This window comes from Eubacterium ramulus ATCC 29099 (genome assembly GCF_000469345.1).
GTDB classification, from domain to species: domain Bacteria; phylum Bacillota; class Clostridia; order Lachnospirales; family Lachnospiraceae; genus Eubacterium_I; species Eubacterium_I ramulus.
The window spans coordinates 1-15,654 of sequence record NZ_KI271193.1; the positions used below are offsets into that span (position 1 = coordinate 1).

The 15,654-nt window shown below is 42.4% G+C and carries 10 protein-coding genes; all 10 read right to left on the minus strand.

The window, feature by feature from the left end; genetic code table 11:
* Positions 1-221: 221 nt before the first annotated feature.
* The 10 genes from HMPREF0373_RS15530 to hydF all read right to left on the minus strand — a co-directional run bounded on the left by HMPREF0373_RS15530 (position 222) and on the right by hydF (position 15,481).
* A complete protein-coding gene (locus tag HMPREF0373_RS15530) occupies positions 222-1,061 on the minus strand; it encodes a 3-hydroxyacyl-CoA dehydrogenase family protein (RefSeq protein WP_021740763.1) in 840 nt (279 codons plus the stop codon).
* A 233-nt stretch (positions 1,062-1,294) separates the two neighbouring features.
* Positions 1,295-2,482: an acetyl-CoA C-acetyltransferase gene (locus HMPREF0373_RS15535; RefSeq protein ID WP_021740764.1), complete on the minus strand. Its 1,188-nt coding sequence runs from the start codon at positions 2,480-2,482 to the stop codon at positions 1,295-1,297.
* Positions 2,483-3,073: 591 nt separating this feature from the next.
* Positions 3,074-6,277: a carbamoyl-phosphate synthase large subunit gene (gene carB / locus HMPREF0373_RS15540; RefSeq protein WP_021740765.1), complete on the minus strand. Its 3,204-nt coding sequence runs from the start codon at positions 6,275-6,277 to the stop codon at positions 3,074-3,076.
* Positions 6,277-7,347, minus strand: a complete 1,071-nt coding sequence (locus HMPREF0373_RS15545; RefSeq protein WP_021740766.1) for a carbamoyl phosphate synthase small subunit — start codon at positions 7,345-7,347, stop codon at positions 6,277-6,279. The genes carB and HMPREF0373_RS15545 overlap by 1 nt, the downstream gene beginning before the upstream one ends.
* A 356-nt stretch (positions 7,348-7,703) precedes the next feature.
* Positions 7,704-8,984 (minus strand): serine--tRNA ligase, encoded by a 1,281-nt coding sequence (serS, locus tag HMPREF0373_RS15550; RefSeq protein WP_044964989.1) that lies wholly within the window; start codon positions 8,982-8,984, stop codon positions 7,704-7,706.
* A gap of 138 nt (positions 8,985-9,122) precedes the next feature.
* A complete protein-coding gene (locus HMPREF0373_RS15555) occupies positions 9,123-10,376 on the minus strand; it encodes an ABC transporter permease (protein WP_021740769.1) in 1,254 nt (417 codons plus the stop codon).
* A 15-nt stretch (positions 10,377-10,391) separates the two neighbouring features.
* Complete coding sequence (locus HMPREF0373_RS15560) at positions 10,392-11,939, minus strand: biotin/lipoyl-binding protein (protein ID WP_021740770.1); 1,548 nt, start codon at positions 11,937-11,939, stop codon at positions 10,392-10,394.
* On the minus strand, positions 11,936-12,610 hold the full coding sequence (locus HMPREF0373_RS15565; protein WP_021740771.1) for an ABC transporter ATP-binding protein: 675 nt from the start codon (positions 12,608-12,610) through the stop codon (positions 11,936-11,938). Before HMPREF0373_RS15565 ends, HMPREF0373_RS15560 begins: the two co-directional genes overlap by 4 nt.
* 9 nt (positions 12,611-12,619) lie before the next feature.
* Entirely contained in the window at positions 12,620-13,954 is a 1,335-nt protein-coding gene (locus HMPREF0373_RS15570) for an efflux RND transporter periplasmic adaptor subunit (RefSeq protein ID WP_021740772.1), read from the minus strand.
* A 270-nt stretch (positions 13,955-14,224) separates the two neighbouring features.
* The gene (gene hydF, locus HMPREF0373_RS15575; protein ID WP_021740773.1) at positions 14,225-15,481 is read right to left on the minus strand and encodes a [FeFe] hydrogenase H-cluster maturation GTPase HydF; all 1,257 of its coding nucleotides are present in this window, start codon (positions 15,479-15,481) and stop codon (positions 14,225-14,227) included.
* Positions 15,482-15,654: the final 173 nt, after the last annotated feature.

Consider the following 15,654-nt stretch of genomic DNA (forward strand, 5'->3'; position numbering starts at 1 on the left):
TCGTGTTTCTTACTTAATCCGAAATCCATTTTATACTTTTCCTCCATTTTTAGTGAAGCACAGTCAAAACTCCAAACGACACCAAAGACATGTGTAGCGAAATGCACATGTCTGGCGCCACTCTCCGATATGAACATCGGTATCAGTCATTTTGACTGCCTACTTCTTATATATCTTATAAGGACTATACCCCTTATAATTCGAGAGTAATTATTCTATTCTTATTTGCTGTAATCGTAGAAACCTACGCCTGTCTTGCAGCCAAGTTTGTTTGCACGTACCATTTTTCTAAGTAATGGAGCTGGACGATACTTAGGATCGCCTGTCTCAGAATAGATTACTTCCATGATAGCAAGGCAGATATCAAGACCAATGTAGTCACCTAACTGTAAAGGTCCCATTGGGTGGTTAGCACCTAATCTCATTGCTGCATCAATATCTTCTACGCTTGCAACACCTGCTTCTAATACACAGATACCTTCGTTGATCATCGGAATAAGGATTCTGTTTACTACGAAACCAGCTGCCTCGTTAACCTGAACCGGTGTCTTACCGATTTTTTTGGAAATCTCAACGATTTTATCTCTTAAATCATCCGGAGTATTTGCTCCCTGGATTACCTCGATCAGTTTCATTACTGGTGCCGGATTGAAGAAATGCATTCCGATTACCGGTCTGTCAAGACCTGCACCAATCTCTGTGATGGATAATGAAGATGTATTTGTTGCAAAAATACAGTCAGCCGGAACAATTTCCTGAAGCTCTTTGAATGTCTGTTTTTTGATTGCCATATCCTCTAATGCTGCTTCAACTACTAAATCAGCATCTGTACAAATATCTTTTGTACCTGTGGTAATTTTAGCAAGGATTGCATCAGCTTTGTCCTGATCCATTTTGCCTTTTGCGATTCTTTTTTCGAATCCTTTTGCGATTTTTTTCTTGCCGTTTGCAGCAAACTCATCATTGATATCACATAAATATACTTCATAGCCTTCTGTCTGTGCAAAAGCCTGTGCGATACCTGATCCCATTGTTCCTGCTCCAATAATACCAACTTTCATGATATGTCCTCCTTAAAATGAAAATATATACTAACATGAAACATAGCGACTGCCATACCCAAACAATCTTGTCCATAGATTAGTCACACATATCTAATAATGTCTGTGCTTTGCCGTAACTATGTTAAATTACTAACAAAGCAATGTTTAAAATATCTCCGACACTTTCGCATGTCGCAATCATGCCGGAGATAAATCCGGATTTTTAAATCCTTTTAAAAATCAAATTTTAATTAAGCTTCTTTTTTAACGATTGTAGCACAACCCATTCCGCCACCGATACACAGAGTAGCAAGTCCGTATGTAACGTCTCTCTTCTGCATAGCATGAAGCAGTGTAACAAGGATACGGCATCCGGAAGCTCCTACCGGATGTCCCAGTGCGATAGCACCACCGTTTACATTTAAGATATCAGAGCTGAAGCCTAACTCTTTCTGTACTGCTACAGACTGAGCTGCAAATGCCTCATTTGCCTCGATCAGATCGATATCATCCATCTCAAGACCAGCGATCTTTAATGCTTTTCTTGTAGCCGGAACCGGTCCGATACCCATGATCTCCGGAGCGCATCCGGCAAGAGCACCTGCTACGAATGTAGCCATCGGTTTAACACCAAGTTCTTTTGCTTTTTCTTCGCTCATTACAACGATTGCTGCAGCACCATCATTGATACCGGAAGCATTACCTGCTGTAACAAGTCCGCCCTCTTTACCGGAGCAGCATTTTAATTTAGAAAGTGACTCAGCTGTTGTGCCAGGACGCGGTCCCTCATCTTTTGCGATCATAACAGTCTCTTTTTTCATTTTAACCGGAACAGGAACGATCTCATCATCAAATGCTCCGGACTCCTGAGCTGCTACTGCTTTCTGCTGGGAAACTGCTGCGAACTCATCCAGTTCTTCACGTGTTAATCCCCACTGATCACAAATATTCTCAGCTGTGATCATCATATGGTAGTTGTTGAATGCATCCCATAATGCATCATTTACCATTGTATCAATCATAGTTGCATTGTTCATTCTGTAACCAAAACGAGCTTTCTTTAATGCATATGGAGCCATAGACATATTCTCCATACCACCTGCTACAACGATATCAGCCTGTCCAGCCATGATCATGTTTGCAGCCTCGTTTACACATTTCAGACCGGATCCGCATACTACATTCAGAGTGAAAGCCGGAACCTCATTCGGGATACCTGCTTTGATAGATGCCTGACGAGCTACGTTCTGTCCCTGGGAAGCCTGGATAACACATCCCATCATAACCTCGTCAACCTGTTCCGGAGCAACGCCTGCTCTCTTTAATGCCTCTTTGATAACGATGGATCCTAATTCAACAGCCGGAGTATTTCCAAACTGTCCACCCATTTTACCGATTGCAGTACGGCAAGCGCCTGCTAATACAACTTTCTTTGCCATTTTTTTCTTCTCTCCTTCTTGACTTTTTAAATATACCTCTAGTAATTATGTTAAAAGAATAACGCTAGACAATATTATTTTAGCACTATCATCTAATTTTTGCAACGTCTCCTTCGTCATTTTTCCTAAAATTTAAAAAGGATTTTCGTACACTTTTGTCATTTTTTTAACATAGTCGAAAGGGTGAAAAGTCATCTAAAAGACTGTTATTTTTTTAACATAGTCTCCAAAAAAAATTAGGATCCGTACACCGAACCTCGGTTTCCGCTTTCCTATTTTCTTCTTCGATGGTTCCTCGCTCTTCTGGCTAAGGTCTTTGAAAAATCTTATGAGTTAACTTTAACACACGTATGCATACAATGCAATACCCACATACAGGTAATTAAATTTCTTCCCAGTTCCTACATTACCACAAAGTTATTGAAAAATCCAGTCTTTTTATAAAACTTTGACATTTTTTTCACAAAATCTTCATATTTTTTCCATAACTGAAAGGACGCCAGAAGTTAATTTTTCCTAAGCAAGCAATTGTTAGTTGCAAGGGTAAAATTAACTTCTGACGTCTTCTCTTCAAAATCTTAAAATTAAATATTAAAGATTCTTAACTGTCGCGATGTCGATCATCGTCATCTGATCATTTGCTGTCTCAAGGCTGAGTGCCAGCGCATTTGCCGTATCCATGGATGTCAGGCAGTGAACGCCTGTCTCAATGGCATTTCGGCGAATGAGGAATCCGTCTCTGGATTTATCACGTCCCTGTGTTGGAGTATCGATAACAAGGTCAATCTTGTGTCCGAGGATCAGATCCATAACATTTGGTGATTCCTGAGAAATTTTATTTACGCGTCGGGCATTTACACCGTGATCCTGCAGATATTTTGCAGTGCTTCTTGTGGCATAAATCGTATATCCCAGTGCTTCAAAACGTTTTGCAACGCCAACTGATTCTTCTTTATCCGAATCTTTGACGGTCATGATCATCCGTTTGTACTTCGGAAGCTGGATACCAGCACCGATAAATGCTTTGTACAGTGCTTCGTTGAAATTCTTGGCAATACCAAGACACTCGCCGGTAGATTTCATTTCCGGTCCAAGACTGATCTCCGCTCCACGCAGTTTCTCAAAGGAGAATACCGGCATCTTGATTGCAATATAATCTGCCTCCGGTGCCAGTCCCGGCTTGTATCCCATTCCTTTGATTGTTTCACCAAGGATCACTTTGGTTGCCAGATCTACGATCGGGATACCTGTTACTTTGCTGATATACGGTACGGTTCTGGAAGAACGCGGGTTTACTTCGATAACGTATACTTCCTCGTTCATTGCAATAAACTGGATATTGATCAGTCCTACAACATGAAGTGCTCTTGCCAGACGTTTTGTATATTCTACAATCGTCTCTTTTACATGATTGCTGATCGTCGGTGCCGGGTATACAGAAATACTGTCTCCGGAATGTACACCGGTACGCTCGATATGTTCCATAATACCCGGGATCAGGATATCTGTACCATCGCATACCGCATCAACCTCAATTTCTTTACCCATCAGGTATTTATCGATCAAGATTGGATGATCCTGTGCGATCTGATTAATGGTATCAATAAATTCTACGATTTCATCATCATTGAAGGCAATATGCATGCCCTGTCCGCCAAGTACATAAGAAGGACGAACAAGCACCGGATAACCTATGCGGTTTGCTGCCACTTTTGCTTCCTGAGCCGTATAAACAGTATCACCTGCTGCTCTCGGAATATTCGTCTTCTCCAGGATTTCATCAAAAAGTTCACGGTCTTCGGCTGCATCAACATCCTCTGCTTTTGTACCAAGAATCGGCACACCCATCTTCATCAGGCTTTCCGTCAACTTGATCGCAGTCTGTCCACCGAACTGTACAACTGCTCCATCCGGTTTCTCGATGTTTACAACATTCTCAACATCTTCCGGTGTCAGTGGTTCGAAATACAGCTTGTCTGCAATGTCAAAGTCAGTGGAAACCGTCTCAGGATTGTTATTAATAATAATGGTTTCATATCCGGCTTTGGAAAATGCCCATGTACAATGAACCGAACAGAAATCGAACTCGATACCCTGTCCGATACGGATCGGACCAGATCCAAGTACCAGCACTTTTTTCTTCTTTGCTGTTCCATCTGCCTCATTTTCACCGTCAAAACAGGAATAATAATATGGTGTGCTTGCCGCAAACTCAGCAGCACAAGTATCAACCATCTTGAAAGAAGCTGTGATACCGTTCTCATAACGCATATTTTTGATGTAGTCTTCGTCTTTACCTGTTAACTGAGCAATCACTTTATCCGGGAACTCAATACGTTTTGCTTCACGCAGCAGATCAACAGTCAGTGCTTCGCTGCGCAGACGACCTTCCATTTCAACCAGGATTGCAATTTTATCAATGAACCACTTGTCAATCTTTGTGATTTCATGGATGGTGTCATAGGAAACACCACGACGGCATGCCTCTGCAATAACCCAGATTCTTCTGTCATCTACCACTTTCAGACGCTCGATCAGTTTATCATAAGAAAGTGTCAGATATTCATCAGAAACAAGACTGTCCACATGCTGTTCAAGGGAACGGATGGCTTTCATCAGCGCACCTTCGAAGTTTGTACAGATACTCATAACCTCACCGGTTGCTTTCATCTGTGTAGTCAGTGTACGTTTTGCAGTGATAAATTTATCAAACGGCAGACGCGGGATCTTTACAACGCAATAATCCAACATCGGCTCGAAACTTGCATAAGTTTTTCCTGTAATGGCATTTTTGATTTCATCCAGTGTGTAGCCAAGTGCGATCTTTGCGGCAACTTTTGCAATCGGATATCCGGTTGCCTTGGAAGCCAGGGCAGAAGAACGGCTTACACGCGGGTTAACCTCGATGACACAGTATTCAAAGGAATCCGGATTCAACGCATACTGTACATTACATCCACCGGTGATGTTCAGCTCACTGATAATATTTAACGCAGAAGTACGCAGCATCTGGTATTCTTTGTCACCCAGTGTCTGGGAAGGTGCTACTACGATAGAATCACCGGTATGCACACCAACCGGGTCGATATTCTCCATATTACATACGGTAATACAGTTTCCGTTGGCATCACGCATTACTTCGTACTCGATTTCTTTCCATCCGGCGATGCAGCGCTCAACCAGAACTTCTCCGACACGGCTCAGACGCAGACCATTACTCAGGATTTCAACTAATTCCTCTTCATTATGAGCAATACCACCGCCGCTTCCGCCTAAAGTGAAAGCCGGACGCAGTACAACCGGATAACCGATGGTATTTGTAAATTTAATACCATCCTCTACCGTATTTACAACCAGAGAAGCTGCACACGGCTCGCCGATTTTTTCCATGGTATCTTTGAACGCCTGACGATCCTCCGCACGGAAAATAGTCTCAGCTGTTGTACCAATGAGTTTTACACCGTTTTCTTCTAAAAATCCGGATTCTGCCAGCTCCATACCAAGGTTCAGACCAGCCTGTCCACCCAGAGTCGGAAGTACACTGTCCGGTTTTTCTTTTAAAATAATCTGTTTTAACACATCAACGGTCAACGGCTCGATATAAACCTGATCCGCGATCTGTTTATCTGTCATGATGGTTGCCGGGTTGGAGTTTACCAGGCAAACTTCAACACCTTCCTCTTTCAGGGAACGGCATGCCTGTGTACCTGCATAATCAAACTCAGCAGCCTGTCCGATAACGATCGGACCGGAACCGATTACTAATACTTTTTTGATATCTGATCTCTTTGGCATTATTTCTGTCCTCCCATCATTTCAATAAACTTGTCAAACAGGTATCCGGAATCCTGTGGCCCAGGGCATGCTTCCGGATGGAACTGTACAGTAAAGATATTCTTTCCTGTATACTTGAGTCCTTCGTTGGTTCCGTCATTTACATTTGTAAACGCAGGAACTGCTATTGTTTGATCCAGACTGTCTGCATCCACCGCGTATCCATGGTTCTGGGATGAAATATATACACGACCTGTCTCCAGATCTTTTACCGGATGATTGCCACCTCTATGGCCATATTTGAGTTTATAAGTATCTGCGCCGGTAGCTAATGCCATCAGCTGGTGTCCTAAGCAGATAGCAAAAATCGGTACTTCTGAATCATAAAGTTTTTTCACTTCTTTGATAATATCTGTGCAGGCTTTTGGATCTCCAGGGCCGTTAGAAAGCATAATTCCGTCCGGATCAGAAGAAAGAATCTCCTCAGCCGTTGTGTGTGCCGGATAAATCGTAACTTCACAGCCACGTTTGTGCAGGGACTGTGCAATATTGTTCTTTGCGCCAAAGTCCAGCAGTGCTACTTTATAGCCATCTGCTTTCAGCACTTTTTTCTCGCAGCAAGTCACCTTATCCACTACATTTCCTGTATTGTATACATGAAGCTGAGGCAAAATTTCATCCAGTTTGTAATTTTCATCTGTGGTGATCATACCATTCATAGTTCCTTTTTCACGCAGAATTTTTGTCAATGCTCTTGTATCAATTCCTGCGATTCCCGGAATATCATGTTCTTTCAAAAATTCCTGAATGGTTCCCTGGCAACGGAAGTTACTTGGAATTCTGGATAACTCTCTTACGATATATCCGTCCGGCCATGGCTGTGCAGACTCCATATCCGGTGTAACTCCATAATTTCCAATCAGCGGATACGTCATTACAACTGCCTGTCCCGCATAGGATGGATCTGTCAAAACCTCCAGATAACCAGTCATGGAAGTATTGAAGACGATTTCACTGATCACGCTCTTTGTCGAACCAATGCTTGTTCCGGTAAATACTGTACCGTCTTCCAGAATCAGAAATGCTTTCATTTATTCGCCCGTCCTTTCTCTTTTCTACAATATACACTTTGCATCCAAAAATGTTCTCACATTTTTGCTGCGAGATGCACGTCATGCAGCGCATGATAAATATCTCTGTCCATCTCTGTAATCTTACTACATTTTAACATGTATTTGCTGGCTTGTTGCAAAAAAAAAGAGGGAATTTTCTCTTTTTCTGTATATTTATACATTATTCATGCATAATATTCATTTTTCTGCCATATATACAAATTGTAGGTATTTTATCATAGTTTTTTCCTTTTTTCAACACTTACTTTCATGATTTCTCACTTAAGCAACAGCGGCAAGGCCCGACGTCATCGCCAGACCTTGCCGCTTCTTAATTACTCAATTTTTGTTTTTCCACCCATATATGGCTGTAATGCTTTCGGAATATTAACAGTTCCATCCGCATTTAAGTTATTCTCCAGAAATGCAATCAACATTCTTGGCGGAGCAACTACGGTATTATTCAATGTATGTGCCAGATATTTCTTACCATCAGCACCTTTTACACGGATTTTCAGTCGTCTTGCCTGAGCATCACCAAGATTTGAACAGCTTCCTACTTCGAAATATTTCTTCTGACGCGGAGACCATGCCTCAACATCAACAGATTTGACCTTCAGGTCAGCAAGGTCACCGGAACAGCACTCTAACGTACGAACCGGAATATCAAGACTGCGGAACAGATCTACCGTATTCTGCCATAATTTCTCATACCACATCATAGAATCTTCTGGTTTACATACAACGATCATTTCCTGTTTTTCAAACTGATGGATACGGTACACACCTCTCTCCTCGATACCATGAGCTCCCTTTTCTTTACGGAAACATGGAGAATAGCTGGTCAGAGTCTTTGGCAACTGCTCCTCATCGATCATCGTATCAATAAAGCTTCCGATCATGGAATGCTCGGAAGTACCGATCAGATACAGATCCTCGCCTTCAATCTTGTACATCATAGCATCCATCTCATCAAAACTCATAACACCGGTAACAACATTACTTCTGATCATGTATGGCGGAATGCAGTATGTGAATCCACGGTCAATCATAAAGTCACGGGCATAAGCCAGAACTGCTGAGTGCAAACGGGCAATATCCCCTTTCAGATAATAGAAACCGTTTCCGGCTACTTTTCTTGCACTGTCAAGATCAATACCATCAAATTTCTCCATGATTTCTGTGTGATACGGAATCTCGAAATCCGGAACAACCGGCTCACCGAAACGCTCAACTTCTACGTTCTCACTGTCATCTTTTCCAATCGGAACAGACGGATCAATGATATTTGGGATGGTCATCATGATTTTTTTGATTTTCTCCTGAAGCTCGCCTTCCTGTGCCTCAAGTTCTGTCAGACGCTCTGCATCTTTGGCAACCTGCTCTTTTAATGCCATAGCCTCTTCTTTTTTTCCCTGTCCCATCAGAGCACCAATCTGTTTGGAGATACGGTTTCTGTTGGCACGCAGATCATCCGCTTCCTGCTGAACTGTTCGGGATGATGCATCTAATTCGATTACTTCATCCACCAGACCAAGTTTGTGATCCTGAAATTTATTTTTGATATTCTGTTTTACAATATCCGGGTTTTCTCTTAAAAACTTAATGTCAATCATAGCTTCCTCCTGAGGAAATTTTATTCTTTCAAAAGTATACACTGATTCACAGCAATATTCAAGCCTTGTTCCTTGTGTTCTGGATAAATTTTGTATCGAATTTTGTATCGGTAAACCTTTTACTCACACAAGCAAGATCTATTCTCGGCGTAACGCATCAATTGGTTTCAGATTTGCTGCTTTATAAGATGGCAGTAATCCGAAAATAATTCCAATTCCCATAGAAAATCCAACTGCAATGATTGCCGCCGGGATACTGATAACCACAGGCATCTCACTAACTTTAGAAATCACCTCCGCGAGCACGATTCCTGCAATTACACCGATGATACCACCAAGGCTGGTCAATACGGCTGCCTCTGTCAGAAACTGACCGAGAATATGGCTCTTCTTTGCTCCGATCGCTTTTTTCAGCCCAATTTCCTGTGTGCGTTCTGTCACAGATACTAACATGATATTCATAACACCGATACCGCCGACCAGAAGCGAAATACCTGCAATCCAGATCAGCATGCGGTTTGTGGACTGGCTCAGTTCCTGAATATCCTGTGCCTGTTTTAACAAATCCTGGCCTTTATATTGGATTGTACTATCTGAAACATTAAGATTTGCGTTCAGGATATCTGCCACTGCCTGACCTGCAGATGCCATGGAATCTGTATCTGTTGCTTTTAAAACCACACTCTGTGGTTCATCATACTGAAATACAATCGGCCATGTGGCAGATGGAATAAACACTCTGCCACTGCTATCCTGCATGTAAGTATAATAGTCATCCATAGAATTGATCACTGGTTCAAAACCATCTTTTTTATCTGCAATTCCAACTACAATATACGGTTCTCCCTGAATCTCAATGGTCTTTCCTATCGCATCGGCTCCCTGAAATAACGAAGATGCACTATCCCGATCTAAAATTGCCACTTTTCTGTATTTCGCATAATCATTACTGTCAAACCCACGGCCCTCCTTAATGCTATAACTGCAGGTATCCAGATAATTTGCATCAACCCCCATGACATAACCACCGGAAAGAGATGTATTGCCATAACATACCGTATCATAACCCTGACGGCTGGTATAGCGGGATGCTTCCTCCACACCATCCACTGCCAGAATCTGCTGCATAGTATCATCACTGATCACCGGAACACCATCCGGAATTCCGTTATAATCCATCTCGTAAGTCCATTCATCCTGATAAAGTTGAACTGTCACTGCATTATTTCCGGCACCTACCAGATTCTGTTTGATCTGCTCATTTGTTCCCTGAATTGTGGAAACAATTGCAATAATTGCACCAATACCGATAATGATGCCAAGCATCGTCAGAAAGGAACGCATTTTATGAGACCAGATGCCCTGAAAGGACAGTCTAATATTTTCTAACATTTCACGCACCTCCCCTTAATAATATGAGCCATCAGAATCCACCGCACGGACACCCTCTTTTGCCGTTTTTCCATATGGAAAGGCAATGCGGTCATCTTCACTCAATCCGGCTTTAATTTCAATTGTATCTCCGTAAATGATTCTTCCTGTTTTCACATACTGTTTCACCAGACGATCATTCTCATCTGCTTTCAGTACATAAGACTTTCCATTTTCCGTACGGACATATCCTTTAAAAATATAAAGAGAACTTCCTGTTTCATCATCGGAAACTGTCATGGTCAGATCCACATATTCGCCATTTCGAAATCCTGACGTATCTTCAATATAAGCGACAAATGGGTAGTAAGACACATTATTATTGCCTTCTCCATAAGAAGAAACATCCGTGGAAGGATAGTTTTTAATCTCGGTAATCTCTGCCTCGCAGCTTGATCCGCTTTCCCACGAAGACACACTGACCATCTGCCCCGGTTTTACCTTATCCAGAAGTAATTCGCTGATTCCTCCTGTCACATATAGACCTTCCGAACCTGTCACCTCCATAAATGGCGTACCGTCATTTGGTAGATTGTCTTTATCCTGCAAATTTTTTACTATGCCGGTAACCGTAGCATATATCATTCCATCGGAACTCTGCGCTTTCAGTTTTTCTACTTCCAGTTCCGCTTTTCGCTTATTCAGGTCCAGCTCCTTGATTTTTTTCTCCTGCTCCGCGATCATGTCATTTAATTCCGCCTGGGTGTAACCGCCTGCATTTGATATTCCGTCATTGACAACACTCGTATCATCCTCTGCCTCTGATGCATCATTTGAAATCTGGCTGTGATCATATACGGACCATTTTGTATTTCCATCAGGCACAGCGATCTGTGCACCGTCCACTTCCCATGCGGTCACAAGTTCTCCGGAAACTTCATTATTTTCCCGAATCTCGAATACAGCATATGTTTTTTCTTCTGCCAGCTGGCTTAAAAAGTCTCCCGTCACATAAGCTGATTCTGTACACAGGTAACGATAAGGATTCTCTTCGCTGCCATCTGCGCTGTTCTGATTATATGGAACGGCAGTCCCGGAAATATAGTTGTATGCATTTCCTGCCATCTCCTGCACATGTGGTATATCAGGTTCTGGCGTCACCGGATTGGCTGGCTCCACATATGGTTTCGTATTTTTTAATTTTTTTAAATCATTCTGAGCAATAGTAATCTGATTATTCAGATTTTCTACTTCCAGCTGTTTTCCCTGTAAATTCAGGGAAGCTACTGTCGTATCAAGTGCCAGCAGTTTATCACCTTTCTGCACCTGCTGTCCTTCCTTTACATACACCTCTTTGATTTCATCCGTATTCGTAATTTCCACAGACTGAGAATAATCATTCGTAATCATTCCGGAGCTATTAACATCGTCTCCCCAATATCCACTATTTAAATCTGCCACAGACATCACTTCCGCTGTCATTTTGGCGCGCTGTACATAGACACCGGTTCCGATGCTGCCTCCTGCAATAGCTGCAACAATGGCGATCACAAGAACACGTTTCATGACTTTCCTATTTTTCATTCTGCCGCCTCCTCTATCTCACCATCAATGATGTGGATCACACGTTTTGCATAAGACGCAATCTTTGCATCATGCGTGATCATGACAATGGTCACACCTTCCTCATTCAGACGGTCAAAAAGCTCCATGATCTGTCTGCCGGACTTGGAATCCAATGCTCCCGTAGGCTCATCAGCCAGTAAAATCTTCGGATTGTTCACCATAGCACGGGCAATGGCTACACGCTGTTTCTGACCGCCGGACAGCTGCGTTGGTTTGAACTCCACACGATCTGCCAGCCCCACACGATCCAGTGCAGCAGCCGCACGTTTTTCCCGATCCGGCTTCTTTACTCCTGCATAAATCAGAGGTAATGCTACATTTTCTAGTGCGGTCTCTCTGGGCAGCAGATGAAAACTCTGAAACACAAACCCGATACTGTTCAGTCTGACATCTGCAAGTTCCCGGTCTTTGCATTGTAAAACATCCTGCCCCGCCAGTTCATAGCTGCCACTGGTAGGCAGATCCAGGCATCCGATGATATTCATTAATGTCGTTTTTCCGGAACCGGAAGGTCCCATGATTGCCACATATTCTCCCTCTTCCACCGAAACACTCACATCTTTTAATACAGGAACTACCAGTTTTTCCTGCTGATAATCCTTATAAATATGACTAAGATTTAAAAGCATATGCCCCTCCTATTCTGCCGCCGGAGTGTCTGCACTTCCTGTGTCAGCACCTGAATCTCCATCTACGACCGGCTGCATATCACTTTCATCTACCATACCGGCATCAGCATCCTCGTCCATACTATGAGCATCTGTTTCGCCATCAGAAGAAAGATCCTCTTCCACCATTCCTTCATCTACATTTGTAGTTGTCTTTAAACCTATACGGAATCCAGATACCGGCCATGCGATATAATCTGTCAGCTCCAGACCGGATGTAATTTCATACAGATCCATGCCTTCGTCATATTTCCCAAGTTCAACTGTACGCTTTTCCAGTTTGCCATTTCCGTTATCTGCCCATACATATGGTGTATCCTCGTCTTGCACAATATATCCACTGTAAAGCCAGATTCCTTCTTTCTCATCCATCTGTCCTTCATCCAGCTCCACATACAGATGCTGTCCAAGCATCAGGCCATCTGCGGAATCAAGTTTTACATAAAATGGATATTTGCTGGACTGATTGTCAGAATTGGAACCATCATAAGACATGTTGTTATTATTCGCCTGCTTATTTTCTGTATCAATTTTCTCAATTGTTCCTGTCCATGTCTTTGTCTCGTCTACTCTGGAACGTAAAATCACACTCTGCCCCTCGGAAAGACTGTATACATTTGTCTCATTAACAGTCCCTTTCACACGGTAATCGCCAACAGTCAGAATTGACATAAATGGCTGTTGGTTACCATGCTCATCTGTACTTTCGTTTTCATTAATGGATTTTACAATGCCGTTGATTTTGCTGCTCACGGTTGACTGGGACATCGTATCTTCCATCTTCTGAATCTCTAATTTCTTACTCTGCTGTTCAAATTCAGACTGCTTGATGGAAGTTTGCAGACTCTGGATCTGCACCGTATAATTAAACTGCTCATCCTTGGATGCTGTATTTTTTTCTGCTGTCAATGTTTTGATCTGATTGTTGTAGTCTGTGATCTGATTTGCAATGGTTTCCAACTCCAGCTTTGCCTGCGCGATCTGCAGACTCAGATCATCTGTCTTGTACTCGAATAATGGAGTTCCCTCCTGCACTTCGTCACCTACGGATACAAAAATTTCTTTCACCGTCTGGTCTGATGTCAGATTCACGTCCCAGGTATCCTGAGATTCCACAACACCCATATAACGGTTCTGCCCGCCTCCATTGCTACCGTTTACCAAAGACTGTACGGACTCCACATAGGCTGCATCTCCACCGCCACTGCTTTTCCCCAATTTACCTTTCAGGAAAAAACCAACCGATACTGCAGCAATTGCAACGATGATCACAACTGCTAAAATGATTTTTTTCTTCTTGCTCATATCGCACTCCTCCTATAATCAGGAAATCAACCCGCCATTACAATCTGTTCTGCGTAAATTCAAGTCGAACGCACGTGAGACTTGGTGCGTGATTCTGGTTAGCATAAACTAACATGTTCATCTCAGAATCACTGCACATCTACACTTCGTTTCGGTCATGACAAACAAAAATGGCTACAGATTTCCTTTCTGTAACCATTTTAACATGACGTAATTTTTAATACTATTAAGATACCCTTAATTTTTATTTTTGACTTCTGCAATAGAGGCTTATTCCGCGTTCAGATTCGGAAAAAGTTCAATACTACGTTTCAAAATTCCTTTCATCTGTGCAATAGCGATTCCATAATTCGTAAACGGAACCTTCTGATCCTCCGCACACTTCATGCGGTATTTTACTTCCCTTTCATTCAGCATGCAGCCACCACAGTGGATCACTAACGCATATGATGTCAGATCTTCCGGAAATTCCGTTCCTGAACTTGTCTCAATGACAAGTTCTTTTCCTGTATGCTGCTTTAACCAACGCGGGATCTTGACGGTTCCGATATCATCACATTGACGATGGTGCGTACAGCCTTCGGAAATCAGGATTTTATCTCCATCCTTCAGATGGTTGATAGCAGCGACTCCATTTACCGCAGTCTCAAGGTAACCTTTATACCGTGCCATCAAAATAGAAAACGATGTAAGCGGAATTTCCTCTGATACCTCCTCCGATACCTGTTCAAATACCTGGCTATCGGTAATGACCATGGCAGGACTTTTGCCAAGCTGCTCCAATGTCTGCTTTAATTCGCTTTCTTTTACTACTATGGCTGCTGCATTTGCTTCCAGTACATCCCGAATTGTCTGTTGCTGCGGCAGAATCAGACGTCCTTTTGGTGCCGCTGAATCAATTGGTACAACCAGAACCACGAAATCTCCCGGATGCAACAGATCTCCTACAATTTTCAGTGTCATATCCTCATTTGGAGTCAGTTTTCCGATACACTCTTTTAGTTCATAGATGCCGGCACCGGTAAGGGCACTGACATATTGTTCCTGACCTGAGGAAAGCAACGCATTTTGCTCTGCTTTTCTTTGTTCAGATACATTATTCTGACAGACTTTTTCTGAAATTTCATCAGAAAGTAAATCAGCCTTATTATTTACAATAATATATGGAATCTCTTTTTCCTTGAAAATACGAATCAGTTCTTCATCACACTGCTTTTTTCCTTCTGTGGCATCTACTACAAGCACAGCAATATCAGTTTTGTTCAATACCTGTTTTGTTTTTCTGACACGCAGCTCACCCAACGCGCCTTCATCATCAAAACCGGGTGTATCAATAATCATTACCGGTCCGATTGGCAGCAATTCCATAGATTTATAAACCGGATCCGTGGTCGTTCCCTTCGTGTCCGATACCACAGCCAGTTCCTGCCCGGTCACAGCATTTACGACGCTGGATTTTCCTGCATTTCTTCTTCCAAAAAAGCCAATATGTACACGATTGGCACTCGGTGTACTATTTAATCCCATTTTTTTACACTCTCCTTTACGTCATTCTTATAATGCGAATATTGGGTAGAATTGCGAGAGTACGAAGTACGGAACAATTCGTAAGGCATCTTTTGACCCCAACATCATTTTTATTGTAACACCAGTATTTTTTTCTTACAATAAAAAGCGAACGTTTTGTGCTGCAAAACAAA

Coding starts and splice junctions, on each gene's coding strand:
- HMPREF0373_RS15530 (WP_021740763.1), bottom strand. CDS start 1,061: ATGAAAGTTGGTATTATTGGAGCAGGAACAATGGGATCAGGTATCGCA.
- HMPREF0373_RS15535 (WP_021740764.1), bottom strand. CDS start 2,482: ATGGCAAAGAAAGTTGTATTAGCAGGCGCTTGCCGTACTGCAATCGGT.
- carB (WP_021740765.1), bottom strand. CDS start 6,277: ATGCCAAAGAGATCAGATATCAAAAAAGTATTAGTAATCGGTTCCGGT.
- HMPREF0373_RS15545 (WP_021740766.1), bottom strand. CDS start 7,347: ATGAAAGCATTTCTGATTCTGGAAGACGGTACAGTATTTACCGGAACA.
- serS (WP_044964989.1), bottom strand. CDS start 8,984: ATGATTGACATTAAGTTTTTAAGAGAAAACCCGGATATTGTAAAACAG.
- HMPREF0373_RS15555 (WP_021740769.1), bottom strand. CDS start 10,376: ATGTTAGAAAATATTAGACTGTCCTTTCAGGGCATCTGGTCTCATAAA.
- HMPREF0373_RS15560 (WP_021740770.1), bottom strand. CDS start 11,939: ATGAAAAATAGGAAAGTCATGAAACGTGTTCTTGTGATCGCCATTGTT.
- HMPREF0373_RS15565 (WP_021740771.1), bottom strand. CDS start 12,610: ATGCTTTTAAATCTTAGTCATATTTATAAGGATTATCAGCAGGAAAAA.
- HMPREF0373_RS15570 (WP_021740772.1), bottom strand. CDS start 13,954: ATGAGCAAGAAGAAAAAAATCATTTTAGCAGTTGTGATCATCGTTGCA.
- hydF (WP_021740773.1), bottom strand. CDS start 15,481: ATGGGATTAAATAGTACACCGAGTGCCAATCGTGTACATATTGGCTTT.